The 21,523-nt window shown below is 66.8% G+C and carries 23 protein-coding genes; 11 read left to right on the top strand and 12 right to left on the bottom strand.

Translation table 11 applies throughout. The features are described 5' to 3' along the window. Positions 1-53: 53 nt before the first annotated feature. The 6 genes from BLS55_RS07170 to BLS55_RS07195 form a co-directional block, all read right to left on the bottom strand. Positions 54-1,253 (bottom strand): cyclic di-GMP phosphodiesterase, encoded by a 1,200-nt coding sequence (locus tag BLS55_RS07170; protein WP_092153816.1) that lies wholly within the window; start codon positions 1,251-1,253, stop codon positions 54-56. Positions 1,254-1,429: 176 nt separating this feature from the next. Then, complete coding sequence (locus BLS55_RS07175) at positions 1,430-2,647, bottom strand: cyclic di-GMP phosphodiesterase (protein ID WP_092153817.1); 1,218 nt, start codon at positions 2,645-2,647, stop codon at positions 1,430-1,432. A gap of 306 nt (positions 2,648-2,953) precedes the next feature. Further along, positions 2,954-4,177, bottom strand: coding sequence for an aspartate kinase (locus BLS55_RS07180; protein ID WP_092153819.1), 1,224 nt, complete (start codon positions 4,175-4,177; stop codon positions 2,954-2,956). A gap of 89 nt (positions 4,178-4,266) precedes the next feature. After that, on the bottom strand, positions 4,267-4,746 hold the full coding sequence (gene tsaE / locus BLS55_RS07185; RefSeq protein ID WP_092153821.1) for a tRNA (adenosine(37)-N6)-threonylcarbamoyltransferase complex ATPase subunit type 1 TsaE: 480 nt from the start codon (positions 4,744-4,746) through the stop codon (positions 4,267-4,269). Continuing rightward, complete coding sequence (locus tag BLS55_RS07190; protein ID WP_257243171.1) at positions 4,734-6,413, bottom strand: NAD(P)H-hydrate dehydratase; 1,680 nt, start codon at positions 6,411-6,413, stop codon at positions 4,734-4,736. The genes tsaE and BLS55_RS07190 overlap by 13 nt, the downstream gene beginning before the upstream one ends. A gap of 2 nt (positions 6,414-6,415) precedes the next feature. Then, positions 6,416-6,787 (bottom strand): holo-[acyl-carrier-protein] synthase, encoded by a 372-nt coding sequence (locus BLS55_RS07195; RefSeq protein ID WP_092153823.1) that lies wholly within the window; start codon positions 6,785-6,787, stop codon positions 6,416-6,418. A 154-nt stretch (positions 6,788-6,941) separates the two neighbouring features. Between BLS55_RS07195 and BLS55_RS07200 the strand changes: the two genes are divergently transcribed. The 5 genes from BLS55_RS07200 (at position 6,942) to BLS55_RS07220 (ending at position 11,840) form a co-directional block, all read left to right on the top strand. Next, the gene (locus BLS55_RS07200; protein ID WP_092153824.1) at positions 6,942-8,270 is read left to right on the top strand and encodes a UDP-glucose dehydrogenase family protein; all 1,329 of its coding nucleotides are present in this window, start codon (positions 6,942-6,944) and stop codon (positions 8,268-8,270) included. A gap of 72 nt (positions 8,271-8,342) precedes the next feature. Further along, a complete protein-coding gene (locus tag BLS55_RS07205; RefSeq protein ID WP_092153826.1) occupies positions 8,343-8,546 on the top strand; it encodes a dual CXXC motif small (seleno)protein in 204 nt (67 codons plus the stop codon). Between the two features lie 179 nt (positions 8,547-8,725). Beyond that, positions 8,726-9,718: an AAA family ATPase gene (locus tag BLS55_RS07210; RefSeq protein ID WP_092153828.1), complete on the top strand. Its 993-nt coding sequence runs from the start codon at positions 8,726-8,728 to the stop codon at positions 9,716-9,718. A gap of 9 nt (positions 9,719-9,727) precedes the next feature. Beyond that, positions 9,728-11,104: a vWA domain-containing protein gene (locus tag BLS55_RS07215; protein ID WP_092153830.1), complete on the top strand. Its 1,377-nt coding sequence runs from the start codon at positions 9,728-9,730 to the stop codon at positions 11,102-11,104. Positions 11,105-11,354: 250 nt separating this feature from the next. Beyond that, complete coding sequence (locus tag BLS55_RS07220) at positions 11,355-11,840, top strand: hypothetical protein (RefSeq protein WP_092153832.1); 486 nt, start codon at positions 11,355-11,357, stop codon at positions 11,838-11,840. A gap of 8 nt (positions 11,841-11,848) precedes the next feature. On the opposite strand, the gene BLS55_RS07225 is transcribed toward BLS55_RS07220, so the two are convergent. After that, positions 11,849-12,085 carry an FmdB family zinc ribbon protein gene (locus BLS55_RS07225; protein ID WP_092153834.1) on the bottom strand — a complete coding sequence of 79 codons (237 nt, stop codon included), beginning with the start codon at positions 12,083-12,085 and terminating at the stop codon, positions 11,849-11,851. 152 nt (positions 12,086-12,237) lie between these two features. Here BLS55_RS07225 and BLS55_RS07230 point away from each other — a divergent pair, with 152 nt between their 5' ends. Then, positions 12,238-12,819: a DJ-1/PfpI family protein gene (locus BLS55_RS07230; protein WP_092153836.1), complete on the top strand. Its 582-nt coding sequence runs from the start codon at positions 12,238-12,240 to the stop codon at positions 12,817-12,819. Between the two features lie 334 nt (positions 12,820-13,153). Here BLS55_RS07230 and BLS55_RS07235 read toward each other — a convergent pair whose 3' ends face one another. From BLS55_RS07235 to BLS55_RS07255, 5 genes are all read right to left on the bottom strand, one after another. Continuing rightward, positions 13,154-13,873, bottom strand: a complete 720-nt coding sequence (locus tag BLS55_RS07235; protein WP_092153838.1) for a flagellar basal body L-ring protein FlgH — start codon at positions 13,871-13,873, stop codon at positions 13,154-13,156. Between the two features lie 53 nt (positions 13,874-13,926). After that, positions 13,927-15,096, bottom strand: a complete 1,170-nt coding sequence (gene flgA, locus BLS55_RS07240; protein ID WP_257243172.1) for a flagellar basal body P-ring formation chaperone FlgA — start codon at positions 15,094-15,096, stop codon at positions 13,927-13,929. A gap of 113 nt (positions 15,097-15,209) precedes the next feature. After that, a complete protein-coding gene (flgG, locus tag BLS55_RS07245; RefSeq protein WP_092153842.1) occupies positions 15,210-15,995 on the bottom strand; it encodes a flagellar basal-body rod protein FlgG in 786 nt (261 codons plus the stop codon). A gap of 33 nt (positions 15,996-16,028) precedes the next feature. Beyond that, a complete protein-coding gene (flgF, locus tag BLS55_RS07250; protein WP_092153844.1) occupies positions 16,029-16,826 on the bottom strand; it encodes a flagellar basal-body rod protein FlgF in 798 nt (265 codons plus the stop codon). A gap of 198 nt (positions 16,827-17,024) precedes the next feature. Beyond that, positions 17,025-18,017, bottom strand: a complete 993-nt coding sequence (locus BLS55_RS07255; protein ID WP_092153846.1) for a hypothetical protein — start codon at positions 18,015-18,017, stop codon at positions 17,025-17,027. A 186-nt stretch (positions 18,018-18,203) separates the two neighbouring features. On the opposite strand from BLS55_RS07255, the gene BLS55_RS07260 reads away from it, so the two are divergent. The 5 genes from BLS55_RS07260 to zapB all read left to right on the top strand — a co-directional run bounded on the left by BLS55_RS07260 (position 18,204) and on the right by zapB (position 21,521). Further along, entirely contained in the window at positions 18,204-18,788 is a 585-nt protein-coding gene (locus BLS55_RS07260; RefSeq protein WP_092153848.1) for a manganese efflux pump MntP, read from the top strand. A gap of 58 nt (positions 18,789-18,846) precedes the next feature. Beyond that, the gene (locus BLS55_RS07265; RefSeq protein ID WP_092153850.1) at positions 18,847-19,257 is read left to right on the top strand and encodes an OsmC family protein; all 411 of its coding nucleotides are present in this window, start codon (positions 18,847-18,849) and stop codon (positions 19,255-19,257) included. A 77-nt stretch (positions 19,258-19,334) separates the two neighbouring features. Then, positions 19,335-19,748, top strand: coding sequence for an OsmC family protein (locus BLS55_RS07270; RefSeq protein ID WP_092153852.1), 414 nt, complete (start codon positions 19,335-19,337; stop codon positions 19,746-19,748). A 34-nt stretch (positions 19,749-19,782) separates the two neighbouring features. Then, a complete protein-coding gene (gene glmU, locus BLS55_RS07275) occupies positions 19,783-21,135 on the top strand; it encodes a bifunctional UDP-N-acetylglucosamine diphosphorylase/glucosamine-1-phosphate N-acetyltransferase GlmU (protein WP_092153854.1) in 1,353 nt (450 codons plus the stop codon). A 140-nt stretch (positions 21,136-21,275) separates the two neighbouring features. Then, the gene (zapB, locus tag BLS55_RS07280) at positions 21,276-21,521 is read left to right on the top strand and encodes a cell division protein ZapB (RefSeq protein WP_092153856.1); all 246 of its coding nucleotides are present in this window, start codon (positions 21,276-21,278) and stop codon (positions 21,519-21,521) included. Positions 21,522-21,523 lie beyond the last annotated feature (2 nt).

Here is a 21,523-nt window from a genome sequence, read left to right on the forward strand (position 1 = left end):
CCCGGGGGCACGCCTCCGGGCCGTCGTTTTTTTGCGGGCAAAAACGCGCGGGATCAGGCGTTGCCGCAGCGCTGCGGCAGGCCCAGCAGGCCGGGCACGTCCAGCGAAGCGCTCTCCTGGCTGGAGAGGGGGCGGGCGATTTCCAGGCCGTCGGCGTGGGTCAGGTCCACCACTTCTGTGGGGTGCAGGGGGCGGCCCGTCTTGTCCAGAGCCAGCTTGACCCAGGGCTTGGCCGGGGCGCGCTGGTTGGAGCGGCAGACTACCCCGCGCAATCCGTTGGAGAGCTCCACAGGCGAACCTACGGGGTAGACGCCCATAAATTTGACGAACAGGTCCACATCCGTAGGCGTCCAGGCCTGGCCGCGCATCTGGTACATGATCCCCAGCACCTTGTGGGGCGCAAGGGGCTGCTTGTAGACGCGCCAGGAGGTCAGCGCGTCGTAAACGTCGCTCAGGGAAAGGATGCGGCCGTAAAGGCTGATGGCGTCGCCGGCCAGACCGTAAGGATAGCCCGTGCCGTTGAATTTTTCATGGTGCTGGAGCACGCCGAGCAGGATTTCCGGCGCGATGGCCTTGTCCGTTTTGAGCTTTTCGTAGCCGCGCAGCACATGGGAGTGCATGATTTCCGTTTCCCAGGGCTTCAAGGGGCGGGGCGCGTTGAGGATATGGGAGGGCACCAAGGCCTTGCCGTAATCGTGGAACAGCCCGGCCAGGCCCACGCTGTAGAGATGCTCCCGGTCCAGACCGCGGAAACGGGCGTAGGCTACGGAAAAAATGCTGACATTGACGCAGTGCCTGAAGGTATAGGCGTCCGAGTGGCGCAGTTTGGCCAGAAAAATAAGGGCGTCCAGGTTGCGGTCCAGACTGGTGAGGATAGATTCCACCAGAGGGCGGGCGGCCTCCATGTTCACAGGGGTGCTGGGCGTGCTGTGCATGAAGTTTTTGACGTGTTCGATGGAGGCCGTATAGACCTCGCGGGCGCGGGCCAGCTCTTGCTCCAGGGGCACGCGGCGGCCCCAGGCGATGTCGGGCACGGTCAGCCCTTCCGTTATGGGCAGGCCCAGCGGGCGGTAGCGCTCCGTATCGTGGTAGACTTCCGTAAACCCCTGGCGCGCAATGCGCTGCACATCCTCGTGCGAGGCAATGTAGCCCGCCTCCGCATAGAGCAGGGGCGCCTGGGTCCAGGGGATGCCTGCGTCGACCACATACATGCCCGGTTGCAAGCTGCTAATGGGTATTTTTACTATCGGCATGAACGTATGTACCTCAGGAGGCGCGGCGCGGCCGACGTCTGCTGCACCCGCGCAAGCGCGTTCCCCGCGGCAGGCGTAAGCGGAAATGATTCTTTAGGTATAACGATGGGGAAGCCCCCTGGCAAGAGGCTTTGTCCTGTTTTTTTTTGGCGGGAAGGCGGGAAGCGGGCGGCGGTTTACCCTGGCCTGGCCTGGCGCAGCAGACCCTGGATGTCGAAGGCGGCGCTTTCCTCAGGGGCCAGCGTGCGGAGAACCTCCAGCCCGCGGCTTTTGGCCAGGTCTACGGTTTCTGGGGGCAGGCGGCGGCCCTGAATATCCTGCACCAGCACCACCTGCGGCCTGGTGGGGAAACTGGCGTTGGCGCGGCAGACCACGCCGCGGCGGCCGTCGTTGAGCTCTACCGGCGAGCCTACGGGGAAGACGCCCATGAGCTTGATAAAGCGCTCTACCGCGCCGGGGGCCCAGGATTTGTTGCGCATGGTGTACATGATGCCCAGGGCCTGGTGGGCGGGAACGGCCTTTTTGTAAACCCGGAAGGAGGTCAAGGCGTCATAGACGTCGCTTAAGGAGAGGATGCGCCCGTAGGGCGTGATGCGCTTGCCGGCCAGGCCGTAGGGGTAGCCCGTGCCGTTATGTTTCTCGTGGTGCTGGAGCACGCCCTGGAGGGATTCCTGCGCAATGCCGTCCAGCTGGGAGATTTTTTCGTAGCCGCGCAGCACATGGGTCTGCATAATCTGCATTTCCCGAAAGTCGAGGCGGCGGGGGGCGTTGAGAATTTCCTGCGGGATAAGGGCCTTGCCCAGGTCGTGGAAAAGGCCGCCCACGCCCACGGCCTGCAGAAGCGCCCCATCCAGGCCCAGAAAACGGGCGTAGGCTACGGCAAAAATAGTGACGTTGACGCTGTGGGTAAAGGTGTACGCATCGGTGGCGCAGAGTTTGGAAAGGGAGATAAGGGCGTCCGCATTGCGGTCCAGGCTGCCGATGATGGCTTCCACATAGGGTTCGGAGGTCGCCACGTCCAGCGGCGCGTAGGGCGAACGCATGAAGCCTTTTACATAGTCGAAGGAAGAGGCGTAGATTTTGCGGGCCTGGGTCAGTTCTTCTTCAAAGGAAACGCGGCGGCCCCAGGTTTCGGGAGCGGGCGGCGCTTCGTCGGGGACTTGCGTTGCGGTTTCCAGCGGCGGCGCGCCTTTTTGCGGCATTGGCGGGCTGAAGCGTTCCGGGTCGTGAAAGGCTTCGCTGTAGCCCTGGGCCACAATCCGCTCCACCTCCTGGCGTGAGGCTATGGGGCCTTCTTCCGCGTACAGGAGTGGGGCTTTGGTCCAGGGCAGACCCGTATCCACCACATACATGCCGGGCTGCAGCTCGGCAACAGGGATTTTGCAGGCAGCCATGGAACACCCCCGGTATGCCCAGGGCCGTTGTGCCAAGCGCCCCTCCTGCCGGAGCGCGCCCGAACGGCCGCAAAAGAGAAGGCCGCGTCAAAGCCGCAAGACCACCTCTGGCGGGAATGCCGCAGGTGCGTTGTGGGATGCTGCCCTGATGCTGTTGTTCTTCAGGGCAGATTTCCTTGCGAACAAAAAAATGTCAATCAAAAAACGGTTAGAGCTTTTCAGGCCGACAGCGCACCGGCATCTGCGGGACAGGGGCCCCGGAAAGCCCCTGCGCGCCTGCGACCCCGGCGGCTGCGCGCGCAGCCGTTAGCCGATATCCCAATCCAGCCCGAAGGTGTCGTGCAGGATGCGCACGGCCAGCTCCAGATATTTTTCCTGGATAAGCAGGGTGATTTTGATTTCCGAGGTGCTGATCATAAGAATATTGATGCCTTCCTGGGTCAGGGCGGCAAAGGCGCGGGCCGCCACGCCGGAGTGGTTGCGCATGCCCACGCCGATGGCCGAAACCTTGGCCACGCTCACGTCGTGCAGCACTTCCGAAGCGCCGGTTTTTTTAGCCACTTCGTCCATGATGCGCAGGGTCTGCTGCAGGTCTTTGCGCGAGATGGTGAAGGTGATGTCCGTATGGCCGTCCAGGCTGGTGTTCTGCACGATCATGTCCACCAGAATGCCCTTCTCGGAAAGGGGGCCGAACACGGCCGCAGCCATGCCGGGCACGTCCGGCAGGTCGCGCAGGGTCACGCGGGCCTGGTCTCTGTCATAGGCGATGCCGGAAACAAGTACGGCTTCCATGCTGGAATCCTCCTGGGTGACGAGGGTGCCGGGATCGTCGCTGAACGTGGAGCGCACACGCACGGGCACCTTGTATTTTTTTGCAAATTCTACGGAGCGGATGTGCAGCACCTTGGCCCCCATGCTGGACATTTCCAGCATTTCTTCATACGCCACGCGGTCCATTTTGCGCGCGGTGGAGCAGATGTTGGGGTCTGTGGTGTATACGCCGTCCACATCGGTAAAGATGTGGCACTCCACCGAGCCCAGTGCCGCGGCCAGAGCCACGGCAGAGGTGTCCGACCCGCCGCGCCCCAGGGTGGTGATGCGGCCGTCTTCCGTGCAGCCCTGGAAGCCGGCCACCACGAGCACGTCGTAGTTTTCCAGCTGGGCGCGCAGGGCTTTGCTGTCGATGGCGCGAATGCGCGCCCGGCCGAAATCCTCGTCGGTGGTAATGGGAATCTGCCAGCCCAGCAGGGAACGGGCGCGGACGCCCGCATCCCGGAGCAGCATGGTGAACAGGCTGATGGAAACCTGCTCGCCGGTGGAAACCAGCACGTCACAGGCCGCCCTGTCCGGCGTGGGCGACCACTCCTCGGCCAGGGACAGCAGCTTGTTGGTGTCCCCGGCTCTGGCGGAAAGCACGGTAATGACCTTGTACCCCTGGGCAAGGCCTTCCAGCACTTTTTCCTGCACCCGGCGCATGCACTCCAGGTTGGCCACGGAAGTGCCGCCGAATTTCTGGACCAGAATTTTCATGTCCGTCATCCATATGTCCGCAAGTGTTCCAAAAGCGGCGGGCGCAGCGCCATGCTGCAACCCTTGCCGCGCAAGCGCCGCAAAGGCCTTCAGGCTTCGCCCGACCACCGGCCGCATACCAGCCGCAACAGCTCCCCGGCCTTGCGGCCGCAGGGCGTCAACGTCAGCAGGCGCCCTTTTTCGCACGCATCAACCGATATGTCCAGATATTCTTCCGGCAAAAGCGCCTGCGGCAGGTATTCCGCCCATTCCAGGAGAATCTGGCTGCGGCCCTGATCCAGGGCTTCCTCCAGCTCTTCAGGCGGCGCGCCGGGGCTGCGGTAGAGATCCGCGTGCAGCACCGGCGGCGTGGTGGGGTAGTAGTTGCAGATGGTAAAGGAAGGGCTTGCCACTTCGGCCGCTGTGCCGCCGGGCAGGGCCGCCACCAGGGCGGCGGCAAGGGTAGTCTTGCCGCTGCCCAGAGGGCCGCGCAGCAGCAGGGCCACCGGCCCCAGAGCGCGCAGCCCCTCGGCCAGCAGGCGGCCCAGGCGGCGGGTGTCCTCCAGGGATTGCAGGGTTACCACGGCCATGCCAGGGCGTCCTCCCGCGCGTCCGGGGCGCTGTGGGCCGCTTTGTCCATGGGCAGGGCGGAGCCCGTGGGCGGCTGCGGCGCGGCATAACGGGCCAGGGCCTGCGGCAGCAGATCCGCCGTGGCGGAAGCCACATTGCCGCGCAGGGGCCAGATCTGCGCGGCCTCGCGTCCGGCCAGGGCGTGCAGGGCCACGGCCTGGCCCGCTGTAAACTGGGTGGGCCGCAAGGGCGCCGCCCAGGCGGCGTCCACGGGGTGGGCCGCCAGCAGCCCGCCCAGGCAGCCGGCCAGCACGTCGCCGGAGCCGCCCGCGGCCAGCTGGGGCACATCGTAAGGGCTGAGCAGGACGGGCGCGCCCGCCTGGCCCACCAGGGTGCCCGCGCCCTTGAGTGCCACCACGCCCCGGCAGAGGGCGCAGAGGTCGCGCAGGGCGGCCCGGCGGTCTTTCTGCACCGCGGCGGCGGGGCGGCCCAGCAGCAGCCCCGCTTCGCCGGGGTGGGGGGTGAGCGCGTCGTCCTTGCGCACCAGGCGGAGCAGCTCCGGCTGCGCGGCCAGCAGGGCCAGGGCGTCCGCATCCAGTACCGTAGGCGGACGGTCGGGCAGGCTGAGCAGGGCGTGCAGAAAGGCCGCCGCGTCCGGGCTCCGGCCCAGGCCGGGGCCGACGACCAGGGCGGCGCAGCGGGCCGCAAGCGCGGCAAAGGCCGGCGGCAGGGTTTCCGGCCAGCAGCCGTGCGGCCCGGGGAGGGCCAGGGTCATGATTTCGGCCCAGCCGTTTTTGATGTCCGCCAGGGCCGCTTCCGGGGCCGTGGCCGTCACCAGCCCGGCCCCGGCGCGCAGGGCCGCGCGCGCCGCCAGATGGGCCGCGCCGCCGTAGCCGGGCGCGCCGCCCGCCACCAGCACATGGCCGAAGGAATTTTTAAAGCCGTTGGCCGGCAATGCCGCCAGGGGGGCCAGGCAGCGGCCGTCCAGCAGATAGGCGGCGCACGGGGCCGCCTGCCGCACCACGGCAGGGATGCCGATGGGGCGGACGTGCACCTTCCCCGTCCAGGGCCGCGCCTGGGGCAGCGCCAGGCCGGGCTTGGCCGCGGCAAAGGTGACGGTGGCCGTGGCCCGCACCGCTTCCGGCTGGGGCGCGCCCGTAACGCCGTCCAGGCCCGAAGGGATGTCCAGGGCCAGCACGAAGGCGGCCCGGCGGTCGTTCACGGCGCGGATCAGGCCCAGCATGTCCGGCCGCAGGGGGCCGTGAAAGCCCGTGCCCAAGAGGCCGTCCACCAGCAGATCCGGGGCGGCTGACCAGATTTGTCCCCCCGGCCTGAGCGGGCGAAAGGGCACGCCCGCAGCCCGGGCCACGCGCACATGCCGCCCGCACTCGCCCTTATAGGAGCGCAGGGGGCGGGTGTGCAGCACCAGGGGGCGGGCCCCGGCGTCCAGCAGCTGTCGGGCCAGGCAGGCGGCGTCGCCGCCGTTGTTGCCCCCGCCCATGAGCAGCCAGACCTCCCGGCCCTCCAGGCGCGGCACAGCGGCGCGCAGCACGTCAAAGGCCGCGCGCGCGGCGTTTTCCATCAGGATTTCGCCGGAAAGTCCCAGGGCTGTCGCGCCCTGATCCCAGGCGCGCACCTCGTCGGGCAGGGGCAGGGGGGGCAGCAGCGTCAGAGCGGATGCGGTCATGCTCAGTCCTCCAGCACCACCAGGGCCACCGCCGCCGTGCGGTCGTGGCTCAGGGAAACGTGGCGGCGCGTTACGCCCAGGGCGCGGGCGCGTTCGGCCGCCCGGCCCAGGAAGCGCAGTTCAGGTTTGCCCTCAGGCGTGTTGCGGATTTCGATCTGGCGCGGGCCGATGCCCTGGCTGAAGCCCGTGCCCAGGGCCTTGACCGCGGCCTCCTTGGCGGCGAAGCGCCCCGCCAGATAGGTTACAGGGGCTTCCGGCAGGCAACGGAGTTCCTCCGGGGCGAGGATTTTTTCCGCAAAGCGGCGGCCGAAGCGCTCATAACTGCGGCGGATGCGGTTCAGGTCCGCCAGGTCCACCCCCAGGCCCAGGATCACGACGGCCTCCGGGGCGCGGGGCGCGCGGCCGTGCTGCGCAACCTTGATTCGGGGGGGGAAATGCCGTATGCAGATTTTTTCATGCCACTATTCTGAACCGTGCACGGCAGGACCGTCAAGGGACGGCCGCCGGGAAAGATGGAGAAAATTCCCTATGAAACTGTGCATCATCGGCACCGGCTATGTGGGCCTTGTGAGTGCCGCCTGCTTTGCGGAGATGGGCAACACCGTCACCTGCGTGGACGTGAACCCGGCGGTGGTGGAGAAGCTCAACGCCGGTTTCGTCCATATCTTTGAACCGGGCCTGGAGCCGCTGGTGCAGCGCAGCCGGGCCGACGGCCGGCTGACCTTTACCACGAAGCTGGAGGACGGCATTGTGGGCGCGGACTGCGCCTTCATCTGCGTGGGCACGCCGCCGCAGGCCGACGGCTCCTGCGACCTGAGCTATGTGCGCGAGGTGGCGCGCGAGATCGGCCGCCATATGCAGAACGACCTGGTGGTGGTGGACAAATCCACAGTGCCGGTGGGCACGGCGGACGAAGTGCGCGCCATCCTGACGGCGGAGCTGACCGCCCGCGGCAAAGATCTGCGGGTGGATGTGGTCTCCAATCCGGAGTTTCTCAAGGAAGGCGACGCCATTGCGGACTTCATGAAGCCCGATCGGGTGGTGCTGGGCACGGATTCCCCCCGCGCCGCGGCCCTCATGCGCGAGCTTTATGCGCCCTTTGCCCGCACCAGGGACAAAATCATCGTCATGGGCGTGCGCAGCGCGGAAATGACCAAATACGCCGCCAACTGCATGCTGGCCACCAAAATTTCGTTCATCAACGAAATTGCCACCGTCTGCGAACGGGTGGGCGCGGACGTGCGCGACGTGCGCACGGGCATCGGCTCGGATTCGCGCATCGGCTACCAGTTCATCTACCCCGGCGTGGGCTACGGCGGCTCCTGCTTCCCCAAGGACGTCAAGGCGCTGATCCGCACCGCGGAGGGCGCGGGCGTGGAGCCGCAACTGCTGCACGCCGTGGAGGCGGTGAACGCCCGCCAGAAAAAGCACATGGCCCAGCGCATCATGGAATACTTCGCCCCCCAGGGCGGCGTGAAGGACAAGGCGCTGGCCCTCTGGGGCCTGGCCTTCAAAGCCAATACCGACGACATGCGCGAGGCCGCCTCCATCAGCATCATCAATGAGCTGACTGCGGCGGGCATGCGCATCCGGGCCTTTGACCCCGTAGCTGCGGACAATGCCCGGCGTCTTTTCAAGGATAACCCCCTGGTGGAGGTGGGCGCGGACCAGTACGACGTGTGCCGGGGCGCGCAGGCCCTGCTGGTGGTGACGGAATGGAACCAGTTCCGCAACCCGGATTTCAACCGGGTCAAAAGCCTGCTCACCGCGCCTTTGCTGTTTGACGGGCGCAATCTCTATTCGCCCGCCTTCATGGCGGAGCACGGCTTCGCCTATTTCTGCATCGGCCGCGGCTAGAACCGGACCGGCGTTCTGTGGGGCGGCGCGCCAGGCGCGCCGCCCCTTCACCCTCTTGCCCAGGGAGGCCCCATGGCCTTTTTTGCCGCCCGTGACGCGGAAACCACCCTTGCCTGCCCCCGTTGCGGGGCGCGCCTGCACATTGCGCGCACCTGCCACGAAGTCCATATGCACTGCCCGGCCTGCAAGGCGCGCTTTGCCCTTCAGGACTACATCAGCCAGGCCGACGACGCCATGGAACATTTTTTGGAAAACGTCTACTGCGACCGGATTTAGGGCCGGCGCGCGCGACTGTCCGCAGATCCCTTTTTTAGGAATTGACATCCACTTTCGTTTTTATCATGCTGCACCCGTAGCGCGCGTCGTCCGGCGTAGGGGGGCGTGCGGTCGGGCCGCGTTTGGGGCGTTTTGCCCCTGCGGCTGTCCACATCCATAAAGCGTCGTTCGGGAGCCGCATGACACCTTCGCAAATCGCCTCCGCCCTGCATGCGCTGTTGCGCATCCGGCAGCCGGTTTTTTTATGGGGCCCGCCCGGAGTGGGCAAAAGCCAGGTGGTGGCCCAGACCGCCCGTCAGCACGGTCTGGCCCTACGGGACATCCGCGCCATACTGCTGGACCCTGTGGACCTGCGGGGCCTGCCGCGCATCAGCGCCGACGGGCGGTCCGTGTGGTGCCCCCCCGCCTTCCTGCCGGGGCCGGACGATCCGGAGCGGGGCATTGTCTTCCTGGACGAGCTCAACGCCGCGCCGCCCCTGGTGCAGGCCGCCTGCTATCAGCTGGTGCTGGACAGAGCCATCGGCGAATACCGCCTGCCCGAAGGCTGGAGCATCGTGGCCGCCGGCAACCGGGAAGGGGACAGGGCCGTGGCCTACCGCATGCCCTCGGCCCTGGCCAACCGCATGGTGCACCTGGACTTTGTTCCTGACCTGGATGACTGGCTGGACTGGGCGCAAGGGGCAGGCATTCGCCCTGAAGTCTGCGCCTTTCTGCGCTTCCGGCCGCAGCTCCTGCACGATTTTGACCCCGCGCGCGGGGAACGGGCCTTTGCGTCGCCCCGGTCCTGGGCCTTTGTTTCGCGCATTCTGGACGCCGCCCCGGAGCGCGCCGTGGAGCAGGAGCTGCTTGAGGGCGCGGTGGGCGCTGGCTGCGCGGCGGAATTTACGGGCTTTCTCGCCGTGTGGCGCGAGCTGCCCACAGTGGAAGAAATTCTGGAAACCCCGGAAGCCGTGCCTGTGCCCGAAGAGCCCGCCGCCCTTTACGCCACCTGCGAGGCCCTGAGCCTGCACGCGGGCGCGGACACCATGGACGCCCTGGCCGCCTACGCGGCGCGTCTGCCTGCGGAATTCGGCGTGCTGCTCATGCGCGACGCCGTGGAGCGGGACGCGGCCCTGGTGGAATCCCCGGCTTTTGCCCGCTGGGCGGCGCAGAACGCCGCCGTGCTCATGTAAGGCGCGACCATGCCCGCTGCTTTTGCGCCGCCGGAAAATTTGCGCCGCCAGGCCGAGCTGGCCATGCGGCGGGCCAGGGCCGCCCTGGTGCTGGACCATCCCTTTTTCGGCGTGCTGGCCCTGCGGCTGCGCCTGCGGGAGGACGCCGCCTGCCGCGACCTCTGGACCGACGGCACGGCCCTGGCCTACAATCCGGCCTTTGCCGCCACCATTCCGGAGCAGACCCTGGTGGGCGCGCAGGCCCACGAAGTGCTCCATCTGGCCTTTGGCCACCACCTGCGTCGCCAGGGCAGAGACAAAGACCTCTGGAACAGGGCCTGCGATCTGGCTGTGAATCAGATCCTGCTGGAGGCGGGCTTCAGTCTGCCCCAGGGCTTCCTGCACGACGCGGCCTACGCGGGCCTGGCCGCTGAAGAAATTTACGCCGCCCTTATGGGTCAGCGTGAAGACCCGACGCCGGGCGTGGACCTGGGGGGCCGGGCGCGGGCCGGCGGCCCCGGCGGCACAGGGGCTGCCGGCGGCGCTTCGGATGGGGCGGTTACGCCTTTGCGTCCGCCCGCCGAGCTGCGCCATGCGCCTGCCCGGCCCCCCAGGTCCACGCCCGGCGCGGGCGAGCAGCAGTCGCGCGCCGGGGCGCGGCCAGGCGCGCGCAAGGACGCCCGTGGCTCCAAAGGGGGCGGGCAGAGCGGTTTTACCGGCGAAGTGCGCGACCACCCCGGCGTGGAGCAGGAGGAGAGCGCCGCCCTCAAAGAAGCGGCGCGCGAGGCCCAGGCGGCCCTCAACCAGGCCCTCAGGCGGGCGCGGCACATGGGCGACCTGCCCGCCGGCCTGCGGCGGCAGCTCACGGGCGCAGCCCGGCCGCGTCTGGACTGGCGCGCCCTGCTGCAACGTTTTCTGGAACAGTGCGCCCACAGCGACTACGCCTGGACCACCCCCAACCGGCGCTACCTGTTCCAGGATATCTATCTGCCCTCCCGGCGGGAGGCGCGTCTGCCCCTGGCTGCCCTGGCCGTGGATTGCTCCGGCTCCGTGGACGCAACCGCACTGCAACGCTTTATGGCGGAACTCACGGCCGTGCTGGACGCTTACGACGCCACCCTGGCCGTGCTCTTCCACGACAGCCGGGTCCACGCCCTGGAGCTGCGCAGCCGTATGGACAGGGATGTGCCCTTCACGCCCGTGGGCGGCGGCGGTACGGACTACCGCCCCGTGCCCGCCCGCCTGGAGGCGGAAGGCCTTGCCCCCGCCTGCCTGATCTGGTTTACAGATCTGCAGTGCAGCCGCTTTCCGCCGCCGCCGCCCTATCCCGTGCTCTGGGTCTGCAGCGATGCCGCTGCCGAGCCGCCGCCCTTCGGCACGCTGCTTATGCTGCCGGAAGAAGGGTAGGCGAAGGGGGGATGTTGCTGTGGGGGGCGTGTCTGCAGTATCCGGCAGGTATCGCCTCTAGAGCAGATTACCTTTGAGGACAGGCATTCTCAAAGTTTACGGCACGCTCATTTCATCGCTTACCAGCGCAAATAAATTGCGCTTACATGTCCACGCGGGCGTCTGCTCACGCAGCCGCCAGGGCATTGCAACTTTGAAATGCCCTATAAAGGAATAGCGCCGGAAAAAAGCGGGAAAAAGGGGAACGCCCATGCGCATTGAGTGGAAAATAACAAAAAAACGCGGCAACCTGCGGCCCGTACTGCGCTACAGCGTGGAGCTGGAGGAACACGAGAAGGCCCTGGCCCTGCCTACGGTGGCCATTGTCTCCAGCATTCCGCAGCCGGAGGAGCCCCGGCAGGACTACTGCTATCCCGGCTGCCTGGAGCGCGCGGCGGACGCTGCGCCCGGCGCGTTTTACACGCTGGAAGCCCCTTCGCACAAGGGCCACACCTGGACGCGCACGCTGCTCCTGCCCTGGCGGGAGGACAATGCCTACCCTGAAGTGGCGGCTTCCTTCCTTCGTCTGCGGGAGGCCCTGGAAAAAGAACTGGAGCGCGCCTACAACAGCGCGCCCCTGCTTCTGAACGGCGCGGAGCGAACCTCGCCCGCGCTGCGGCGTGTGCTGGCCCCTGGCGTGCTGGGCGCGCGATTGTTGCGCGCCGCCGCCGGCGGCCGGGAAAACGCCGCGGACTAACTGTTGCTTCAGGAAAAGCCGCCCGCGCCGCAGCCGCCGGAAGCGCAGGAAGGCGGCCGCCCCTGGCCCATGGGCCGCACCGGACCGGGCTTAAAGGGAAACGCGCCAGTTTTGAGGGGGCTCGGCGCGCTGACCTGGCGTTGCGTGGCGGCCCCGCAACGGGGGCAGGGCGGCGTGGCGTCGCCGCTGACCAGATCCTCAAAGGTGTGGCCGCACGCTGTGCAGACAAAATCGTACATGGGCATGGATGCAGACTCCTGTTGGCAAAGTGGCGCGAAGACGGCACGGAGACGCCCCCCACCAGGCACTTGCCCTGGGGCGTCTCAGCCCTATATAAGTATCTATGCGCGCAAGGCAAGCGCGCCAACCGGCCCCTTGGGGCTTTACGGAGGATACTATGAAAAAAATTCTGGTTCTGGCCGGCGATTATGTGGAAGATTACGAAGTGATGGTCCCGTTCCAGATGCTCCAGATGCTGGGCTATGAGGTGCATGCCGTCTGCCCCGGCAAAAAGCCCGGCGATACGGTGCGCACGGCCATCCACGATTTTGAGGGCGACCAGACCTATTCCGAAAAACGCGGCCATAATTTCGCCATCAACGCCGATTTTGACCAGGTGAACGTGGCGGACTACGCCGGTCTGGTCATTCCCGGCGGCCGCGCGCCGGAATATCTGCGCCTTAACGCCCGCCTGCTGGAAATCGTGCGGGAATTCAACGCCGCCCAAAAGCCCATTGCCGCCGTGTGCCACGGCCCGCAGATTCTGGTTTCCGCCGGGGTGCTGCGCAACCGGCAGTGCACGGCTTATCCGGCCGTAAAGCCCGACGTGGTGGACGCGGGCGCTACCTGGTGCGACTTTAACGAAACCCTTACCAGCGCCACCGTGGACGGCAATCTGGTGACGGCCCCGGCCTGGCCCGCACACCCGGCCTGGATTGCCGCCTTTGTCAAACTGCTGGGCGCCAAGATCAGCATCTGACGGGGGCACGCCCCCAAGGCCGTGCGGCAGCGGGCCGACGGAGCAGGCGTCCTTTCCTGCGCCCAGGGTACGCCTGCCGCCTTTCCTGAGGAGAGAAAAGTTTTTTGAAAAATGCCGGGGGAAAGGGAACTTGTGTTCACACAAGCTCCCTTTCCCCCGCATCTTTCCCGTTTCCCGTTCCCTGCGCCCAGGGCCTTGCAACGTTGCAAGGCCCTGGCGGCTGCGTGAGCAGACGCCCGCTGTGGAGGCGTAAGCGCAATTTATTTGCGCTGTTAAGCGCCGAAACGAGCGTGCCTTAAACTTTGAGAATGCGTATTCTCAAAGTTACTCTGCTCTAGAACGGCCAGATGTTGTCCATGAGTCTGGTAAACCAGCCGGGTTTCTGCTTATCCGAGAGCACGCCCTTGCCGTAGTATTCGATGCTGGCGTCGGCAATCTGGGTGGAGAGCACGCTGTTGTCGGCGCTCACGTCTTTGCTGCGGATCATGCCGCGCACCACCATATATTCCGTTTCCTCATTGACGCGGATTTCGCGCGCGCCTTCTATTTCCATCAGGCCGCCGGGCAGCACGCGTAGAACGCGGGTGGCCAGGGAGGTGGTCACATAGTTTTCGCGTTTGGTCTTGCCGGTGCCGGTGAGGTCGCTCTGCGAGCTGGTGTTGAGCACGGGCAGGCCCACGGTGCTTTGGGGGCCGATGCCCGTAAAGGGAATAAAGCCCACCTTGCTTTTGCCGAACAGGGCGCTCACCTGATAGTCGTTACTGCTGTCCTTGTCCGCCGTGGTTTCGGCCTTGTTCTGGGCCTTGGTGCTTTCCACCAGTTTGACCACCACCAGGTCGCCCACGCGGCGGGCGCGGCTGTCGGAAAAAAGCGTGTCCTGCTCGCTGGCGGCGAAGATGGAGCCGGGGTTGTCCGCGGCGTTGGTTTCCTGCCGGTATTCCTGGGGCGGGGCCGCCGGGGGGTGCAGGGCGGGCCGCCGGTGGGGGCTGCCGCCGCAGGCGGCGCACAGCAGAAAGATCAGCGCCAGAAAGGGGATGGTGATTCGTGCCTGCATGGCCGTTCTCCTGTTGCGGCAAGGGGCGCGGCATCCTGCGGGGATGCGCGTTGTCAGTGTATCTCCACGGTGCTGCCGTCGCGCACCGTGGCGTAGACCTGTTTTTTGGTTTGCAAATTCCGCACCGGGATGGTGGCGCCCGGTTCTCCGTCGCTCAGGGCCTGGGCCTGGGTGGCGATGCGCAGGTTGCCGCGCGCGTAGATAAGGCTGACCACGTCGCCGCGGCGCACCATGAGCTGGCTTGCCAGGTCGCTCTGCAAAATGGGTTCGCCCGCGTTAAGCCCGCGGGTGAGCTGCCAGGGGCCGCCCCGGCCGTCCCAGGGCACGTCGCGCAGTTGCCCGGCGTTGACTTTGAGAAAGGTGACGGATTGGGCCGTGAGGGCGTCGCCTTTGTTCATGGCCTGGGCTGCGGCGGGCACGGTGATCCAGAGGGTCAGGCTGGCGGTGCCGGCCAGGCGGCGCAACACCGTGCCGTCGGCTTCCTCCACGGCAAAGCGCAGGGAGATGCGGCCGGGGGAAAGGCGGCCCGGCTCCAGCTGCACCCGCTGCTGGCTGTGGGCCAGAAAAATGTAGTCCGGCAGGCGAAAGTCGGTAAGATCGGCCTCGCCGGGCATGGCGGCCAGTTGCGGCGTCAGGCTTTTGACGACGTAGGCCCGCAGGTCGTCTTCCTGAAAGACCAGGCCCCCGCGTTGGATGGCCAGGGAGGTGGGCAAGATGCAGCGGGCGGCGATATCCGGCCCCAGGGCCTGGCGCAGAGCGTGGGAAAGGCGGGAACGGTTGACCTGCAGGGGTTTGCCTTCCTGCGGGGGCGCGGGCCAGAGCGCCTTGGCGCTGAGCCGGCCCCACAGGGCCGGATCCATGCGGCCCAGGGGCACGGCGATTTCGCCCAGCAGCACCGTGTCCGACCTGGTGACGGCGGCGGGCAGGATTTTGAGCCGCCAGTCGTCCTGGGTCAGGACGTTCACCTGACCTTCCGGGGCCAGCGGGGCCTGGCCGTTGGCCAGCAGGGAGCCGGTTTTGGCGGCGCGTTTGTCCTGGGCGTTGGGCGGCAGGGCGATGCGCGCCACTTGTTTTTGCGGGGTGAGCTGACGTTTGATCTGGCTGGGGGAACGCCGGTGATCGCGGTCGTTGTCCTGCCATACGGCCTGGGGTACGCCGGCCGTGGGCGCTGCCGGGACAGGCCGCGCCGCCAGGCAGAGCAAAGCCGCCGCCAGGCAGAACAAAGCCGCCGAACGGAGCCCGAAGCTGCCGTGCCGTGGAGCCTCCGGCCGTTTTGCCGGGGAATGGGGCCTACCGCCAAGCCATGCCAGGGCGCGCCGCATGATCCGCATCTCCTTTAGCTGCGCTTGAGCTGCACCGCGATGCCCAGCATGGAGTCCGAGGTCTGAATGGACTTGGAGTTGACCTCATAAGCGCGCTGGCCCACGATCATATTGACCATTTCGTCCACCACTTCCACGTTGGACATTTCCAGAAAGCCCTGGGCCAGGGTGCCCACGTTGTCCGTGCCGGGCACGCCTTCCACGGCGTCGCCGGAGGCTTCGGTGGGGGTGAAGAGGTTGCGGCCGCGCGCGTCCAGGCCTGCGGGATTGATGAAGGTGTAGAGGGGAATTTCGGCCCCGGCCAGCTCCTGCCCCTGCGAATCCAGGGCGGCGATGTGCCCGGAAGAGGAGATGGAGATGGTCTTGGTTTCGGCGGGCACGGCAAACTCCGGCTGGAGAATGTAGCCGTTGGCCGTGACCACGGTGCCGTCCTGGTTGAGCTTGAAGGAGCCCGCGCGGGTGTACATAAGCTCGCCGTTCACGTCCACCTGAAAGAAGCCGTCGCCTTCTATGGCCACGTCCAGGGAGTTGCCGGTGTTCTGGAAGTCGCCCTGGGTAAAGAACTTGTGCACGGCCGTGGGGCGAGTGCCCAGGCCCACCTGGATGCCCACGGGCACGCGGTTGTCGCCTTCAGTAATGGACCCGGCCATGCGCATGGTCTGGTACATAAGATCCTCAAACTCGGCGCGGCTTTTTTTGAAGCCCGTGGTGTTCACGTTGGCCAGGTTGTTGGAGATGACGTCTATGTTGAGCTGCTGGGCCACCATGCCGGTGGCGCCTGTCCAGAGGGAACGCATCATGGGGCAAACTCCTTACGGCGGTCTGCGGCGGGGTTAACCCTGCCGACGGCCCACCTTTTCCGTGGCGTTGCGGTCCAGGCTGTCGGAGGTCTGCATGACCTTCTGGTAGGCCTCAAACTGCCGTTGCACTTCGATCATGTTGACCATTTCCGAAACAACCTCCACGTTGGCTGCCTCGGTGAAGCCCTGTTCCAGGCGCGCGCCGTCCAGGTAGGCGTTGCCTTCGGCCACCTGCACGTTCTGGCGCGGGCGGTAGAGGTTGCCGCCCTGTTTTTCCAGGTTCTGGAGGTTGTTCACGCTCACCAGGGCGAGCTGGTCCACCAGCGCGCCGTCGGCCAGCACCTGGCCGTCCCCGCTGATCTGGATGTTGCGCGTGCCCGGGGGGATGACGATGTTGCCGCCGCCCAGGCCCTGCACCGTGTAGCCTTGCGGCGTCATAAGCACGCCGTCGGCGTCAAGGGAAAAAGCTCCGCTGCGGGTAAGAAAGGCCCCCGTGGGCGTGTTGACGCGGAAAAAGGCGTTTTCGCCGTTGATGGCCACGTCCAGGGAATTGCCGGTGAACTGCATGGACCCCTGGGAGAAATCCGTGCGCGCCACGGCAATGCGCGACCGGGCGGCGTTGTGCGGTTCCGGAAACAGGGGCTTGGAGCGCAGGTTAAGGATGGGTTCGCGGATCTCGTCATGGGCGTAGGTGACCATGGTGTCCTTGAAGGCCAGGGTATCGCGCTTGTAGCCGCGCGTGTTCACATTCGCCAAATTATTGGCGATGAAATTCATCCGGTGTTCGGTGGTGAGCGCGCCGAAAAGCCCGCTGTACATGCCCGCCTGCATAGTCTTGCTCCTTGGTTGGCGGCCGCGCGCGGTGGGGGGCGCGGCCGTCGTGCACGGGCCTGACGGCCCTTGGCGCAATTCTATGCAAAGAACGGGCCAGAGACGAAGCCGACTCCGGCCCGCGCCCGGCCTCCATACGGCGGGCCAGAGCGTGCCCCGGCAGTCCGCCCAGGGCTGTGGACGATGGCAGCGACGCTGTTACTGCGCCAGGCGCAGCACAAAGGGCAGGCTTTGCCGCACCAGAAGGAAAAAGATGGCCAGCAGGTTGAGCCAGAGGATGCGGCGCGGAGCGCGCAGGGCAAACAGCAGCGCCCAGCAGGCGATGGCCAGGGTCAGGGGAATGAGCCCCAGGGCCTGGGCGGCCACGTCCGGGGGCAAGGGGCCAGGGCGCAGCGAGACGCCCACAAACAGGCCCCAGCGGTCCAGGCAGCGGGGAATGTAGCCCAGCAGGGCCCACAGGGCGCACCAGCGGCCGGCCTTGCGCAAGGCGTCTTCGGCAGGCGGCGCGCCCTCGGGGCCGGTGCGCAGGCAGGTCAGGGCCAGCAGGGCCGCCGCTCCCGCCGGGGACAGGGCGGCAAACAGGTCATGGATGGAAGTGGAGAGCACGGCCTCGGCGGCGGCACTCAGTTCCATGCCCTGGGGCAGGCCGGCGAAAGGCCAGCGCGGCAAGGCCAGGGCAGCGAAAAAGCAGCCCAGGGCCGCCAGGGCCAGGATGAGGCGGCTGCGGAATTCCGGCGCTTCCCATTGGCTCAGGGCCGGGTCCGGGGCGGTTTTTCTGCCTTTGACGCGGCGCTGGTCCGCTTCCGGCAGGGCGGGCAGGGGGGCGGCGGCGTCCGCTTTCAGATAAAAGAACAGGCAGACCATGCCCGCAAGCCAGGCCAGGGCTGCGCTGGTGGCGGGCAGCATGGCGGGGTGCAGGGGATAGAGGCCCGCAAGCCCGGCCCAGCCGCGCAACTGCACGATCAGGCCCAGGTGGTCCCCCACGGCGCAGAAAATCCCCAGGGGGGCCAGGCGGAAGGCCAGACGGGCCATGCGTCCGGCTCCGAAGGCGCAGAGCCGGGCGTTGCCGCGCCGACCGGCCAGCAGGGTCAGGGCCAGGACGGCGGGGAGCCCGGCGGCGGCCGCCGCGCCCAGGGAAAGGATGCTCAAAAGCCATTGCCAGCAGAGAAGCCAGACGGGAAAAGTTTGCATGGCCGCTTTTGTATCCTGTCCCGCACGCGCCCGCAAGCTCATCAAGTTCGCGTCCGAAGATGCGGGCCCCATATCTTGCCCCGCACGCGCAGGCCCGGCCGCGCGCCGCTTGCGGGGCGGCCCTTCCTGACCTATAGTGCCGCAGTTACGCCCGTGTGGGGCCAACGCACAGCACAAGGTAGGGTTATGACTGTTATCGCCGTTCTGGGGCTGGCCCTGGCTCTTTCCATGGATGCTTTTGCCGTGGCCGTGGCTTCGGGCTGCGCCCTGCGCGCGCCCAGCCGACGGCAGTATCTGCGGCTTTCCGGGGCCTTCGGCTTTTTTCAGTTTGCCATGCCGGTGCTGGGTTGGGCCCTGGGGCTTTCCGTGCGCGGATACATGGAGGCCTGGGACCACTGGATCGCCTTTGTCCTGCTGGCCTGGATCGGCGGCAAAATGGTTGTTTCCGGCTCCGCCGCCTGGCGCGGGCGCGCGTCCTGTACGCGGCCCACAGTGGACCCGGCGGCCGGGCGCAATCTGCTCCTGCTGAGCGTGGCCACCAGTGTGGACGCCCTGGCCGTGGGGCTTTCTTTTGCCGTGCTGGGGGCCCCGGTCTGGGGCCCGGCGTTCTGCATCGGTTTGGTCTGCGCCATGGTCACGGCCTGCGGCGTGTTTCTGGGCAAAACTCTGGCCAACACCTGCGCGCTCAACGCCTGGGCCGAGCTGCTGGGCGGGCTGACCCTGCTGGCCATTGCCTGCAATATCTTGCGGGAGCACAACGCCTTCGGCTAGGCTTTGCCCGCGGCCGCCTGCGGGCGGCTTTGCGCTGAACAATCGAAGGAGGATTGTTATGGCAACCGTCAGCGCCACCTATCTGGGCGACCTGCGCGTGGAATGCGTCCACGAGCAGAGCGGCGTCAGGCTCATTACCGACGCCCCTACAGACAACCAGGGCAAGGGCGCGTCCTTTTCGCCCACGGATCTCTGCGCCACGGCTCTCGGGGCCTGCGCCATGACCATCATCGGCATTTACGCCCAGAGCCACGGGGTGGACGTCACCGGCGCAAAAATGCGCATTGCCAAGACCATGAGCGCCAACCCGCGCCGCATCGGCAAGGTGGAGGTGGTCTTCGAGATGCCCGATAAGGACTATTCGGACAAGGAAAAGGCCATTATGGAGCGCTGCACCCAGACCTGCCCTGTGCACCTGACCCTGCACCCGGATGTGGAGCAGATTTTTACCTTCCACTGGCAACGCTGAGCGGGGCGCGCCCGCCCGTCTGCACCTTCCGCACCTTTGCCGCGCGGTCCGACCGCGTGTTTTTTATGGAGGTTCCCATGACCAACGCCAGAATCAGATATCTCGGCAACATGCGCATGGAATGCGTGCACCCCGGCAGCGGCGCGCGGCTGGAAGTCACGCCCACCAAGGAACACGGCGGCCAGGAGGACTCTTTCTCCCCCGTGGACCTCTGCGTGGCCTCCCTGGGCTGCTGCGCTTCCACGGTCATCGCGGGCTATGCCGCCCACCACAACCTGGATGTGACGGGCATGGAAACGGAAGTGAGGGCCGCCATGCATCAGGGCTCGCCCGCGCGCCTGGGCCGGGTGGAGGTAATCTTCCACATGCCGGACCAGCCCTTCAGCACCAAGGACAAGACCGTTCTGGAGCGCGTGGCCCTTACCTGCCCCGTGCACCACAGCCTGCACCCGGATGTGGAGCAGGTGTTTACCTTTGACTGGAAGAAGTAGGGACCGTCTGTCCGCCGTCTTCAAGGAGCAAGCCATGCCGAAAACTGCGGCGTTGATTCTGGCTGCGGGCAAGGGCACCCGCATGCATTCCGACAAGCCCAAGGTGCTGCAGACCCTTTTGGGCGAGCCCATGCTGGCCTGCGTGCTGGAGGCCCTGCGGCCGGTTTTCGGCGAGGACGTCTGGATTGTGACCGGGCACCGGGCCGACCTGGTGCGGGCCGCCTTCCCCGATGCGCGCTTTGTGCTGCAGGAAGAACAGCTGGGCACGGGCCACGCCCTTATGCAGGCCCTGCCCGCGCTGACCGAGGCGGGGTGCAGCCATGTGCTGGTGGTCAACGGCGATGTGCCCCTGCTTTCAGAGGCGCTGGCGCGGCATTTTCTGGCCGAAGCCATGGGCGCGGACCTGGCCTTCGCCACTATTGAAGTGGACAATCCCGGCGCATACGGCCGGGTAGTGCGGCAGGGGGATGTTGTGACGGCCATTGTGGAGGCCAAGGACTACGACCCCGCCCTCATGGGGCCCGCGGGCAACGAGGTCAACGCGGGCATGTATCTGTGCTCCCTGTCCGCGGCGGCGCGCTTGCTGCCCCAGGTGAGCAACAGGAACAAGAGCGGGGAATACTACATCACCGATCTGGTGGGCCTGGCCGCGGCCGGGAAGTACCGGGTGCGCGGCGTGCGCTGCGGCCGGGACGCGGCCCTTCTGGGCGTCAACTCCCCGCGGGAGCTGGCGCAGATGGAAGAAACCCTGCGCGCCGCCATTGTGGAGGGCCTGCTGGAAGCCGGAGTGCTGCTGCACGCCCCCGCAGCCGTGCGGGTGGGCCCGCGCGCGCGGGTGGAGCCGGGCGCAGAGCTTACGGGCCCGTGCGAAATCTACGGCGCAAGCCTGGTGGCCCGCGGCGCCAGCGTGGCCTCGCACTGCGTTATCCGGGATTGCGAGCTGGCCGCCGGGGCCGAGGTGCGTTCCTTCTCGCACCTGGAAGGAGCCGTGGTGGGGCCCGGCGCGCTGGTGGGGCCCTTTGCCCGCCTGCGGCCCGGCGCCGTGCTGGAGGAGGCCTCCCATGTGGGCAACTTTGTGGAGCTCAAAAAAGCCCGCCTGGGCAAGGGGGCCAAGGCCAACCACCTCAGCTATCTGGGCGACGCCGAAATCGGCGCGGGCAGCAATATCGGCGCGGGCACCATCACCTGCAACTACGACGGCAAACACAAGTACCGCACCGCCATCGGCGAGCGCGCCTTTATCGGCAGCAACACGGCCCTGGTAGCGCCCGTCAGCGTGGGCGCGGGCGCGTTGGTGGGGGCGGGCTCTGTGATCACCAAGGACGTGCCCGATGGCGATCTGGCCATAGCCAGGGGCAAACAGAAGAACCTGCCCCGCAAGGGCTAGCCGCTCGCGGCCCCGCGCCGCCTGGCGGGGGCGCGGCTTCCGGCAGGGCGCAAAAACCCTCGGCGGTTGCCGGGGGTTTTTTACGGGCCAAAGGCATCTCCTTTCTTGCCAAGGGGCTGGCTCGGTGCTAGATTGAGGCCATGGAACTTCTGGAACAGCTCGAAAAGCAAGTCGCGGCACTTTTAGACAGACTCGACCGCCTCAAGACGGAAAATGCGCGTCTGCGCACGGAGTCTGCCGCTATGGGGGCGGATAAGGCCGCGTTGGAAGAGGAAAACCTGAGATTGCTGGAAGCTCTTGAAAAAGAGGAACAGACGCGTAAGGCGGCCCTTGGCCGCATCGACGCCCTGTTGCACGATATTCAGGAGCACGACAGCGTCGAGTAGGA

The organism is Desulfovibrio legallii, assembly GCF_900102485.1.
Classification (GTDB): domain Bacteria; phylum Desulfobacterota; class Desulfovibrionia; order Desulfovibrionales; family Desulfovibrionaceae; genus Desulfovibrio; species Desulfovibrio legallii_A.

Coding starts and splice junctions, on each gene's coding strand:
- BLS55_RS07170 (WP_092153816.1), bottom strand. CDS start 1,253: ATGCCGATAGTAAAAATACCCATTAGCAGCTTGCAACCGGGCATGTAT.
- BLS55_RS07175 (WP_092153817.1), bottom strand. CDS start 2,647: ATGGCTGCCTGCAAAATCCCTGTTGCCGAGCTGCAGCCCGGCATGTAT.
- BLS55_RS07180 (WP_092153819.1), bottom strand. CDS start 4,177: ATGAAAATTCTGGTCCAGAAATTCGGCGGCACTTCCGTGGCCAACCTG.
- tsaE (WP_092153821.1), bottom strand. CDS start 4,746: ATGGCCGTGGTAACCCTGCAATCCCTGGAGGACACCCGCCGCCTGGGC.
- BLS55_RS07190 (WP_257243171.1), bottom strand. CDS start 6,413: ATGACCGCATCCGCTCTGACGCTGCTGCCCCCCCTGCCCCTGCCCGAC.
- BLS55_RS07200 (WP_092153824.1), top strand. CDS start 6,942: ATGAAACTGTGCATCATCGGCACCGGCTATGTGGGCCTTGTGAGTGCC.
- BLS55_RS07205 (WP_092153826.1), top strand. CDS start 8,343: ATGGCCTTTTTTGCCGCCCGTGACGCGGAAACCACCCTTGCCTGCCCC.
- BLS55_RS07210 (WP_092153828.1), top strand. CDS start 8,726: ATGACACCTTCGCAAATCGCCTCCGCCCTGCATGCGCTGTTGCGCATC.
- BLS55_RS07215 (WP_092153830.1), top strand. CDS start 9,728: ATGCCCGCTGCTTTTGCGCCGCCGGAAAATTTGCGCCGCCAGGCCGAG.
- BLS55_RS07220 (WP_092153832.1), top strand. CDS start 11,355: ATGCGCATTGAGTGGAAAATAACAAAAAAACGCGGCAACCTGCGGCCC.
- BLS55_RS07225 (WP_092153834.1), bottom strand. CDS start 12,085: ATGCCCATGTACGATTTTGTCTGCACAGCGTGCGGCCACACCTTTGAG.
- BLS55_RS07230 (WP_092153836.1), top strand. CDS start 12,238: ATGAAAAAAATTCTGGTTCTGGCCGGCGATTATGTGGAAGATTACGAA.
- BLS55_RS07235 (WP_092153838.1), bottom strand. CDS start 13,873: ATGCAGGCACGAATCACCATCCCCTTTCTGGCGCTGATCTTTCTGCTG.
- flgG (WP_092153842.1), bottom strand. CDS start 15,995: ATGATGCGTTCCCTCTGGACAGGCGCCACCGGCATGGTGGCCCAGCAG.
- flgF (WP_092153844.1), bottom strand. CDS start 16,826: ATGCAGGCGGGCATGTACAGCGGGCTTTTCGGCGCGCTCACCACCGAA.
- BLS55_RS07255 (WP_092153846.1), bottom strand. CDS start 18,017: ATGCAAACTTTTCCCGTCTGGCTTCTCTGCTGGCAATGGCTTTTGAGC.
- BLS55_RS07260 (WP_092153848.1), top strand. CDS start 18,204: ATGACTGTTATCGCCGTTCTGGGGCTGGCCCTGGCTCTTTCCATGGAT.
- BLS55_RS07265 (WP_092153850.1), top strand. CDS start 18,847: ATGGCAACCGTCAGCGCCACCTATCTGGGCGACCTGCGCGTGGAATGC.
- BLS55_RS07270 (WP_092153852.1), top strand. CDS start 19,335: ATGACCAACGCCAGAATCAGATATCTCGGCAACATGCGCATGGAATGC.
- glmU (WP_092153854.1), top strand. CDS start 19,783: ATGCCGAAAACTGCGGCGTTGATTCTGGCTGCGGGCAAGGGCACCCGC.
- zapB (WP_092153856.1), top strand. CDS start 21,276: ATGGAACTTCTGGAACAGCTCGAAAAGCAAGTCGCGGCACTTTTAGAC.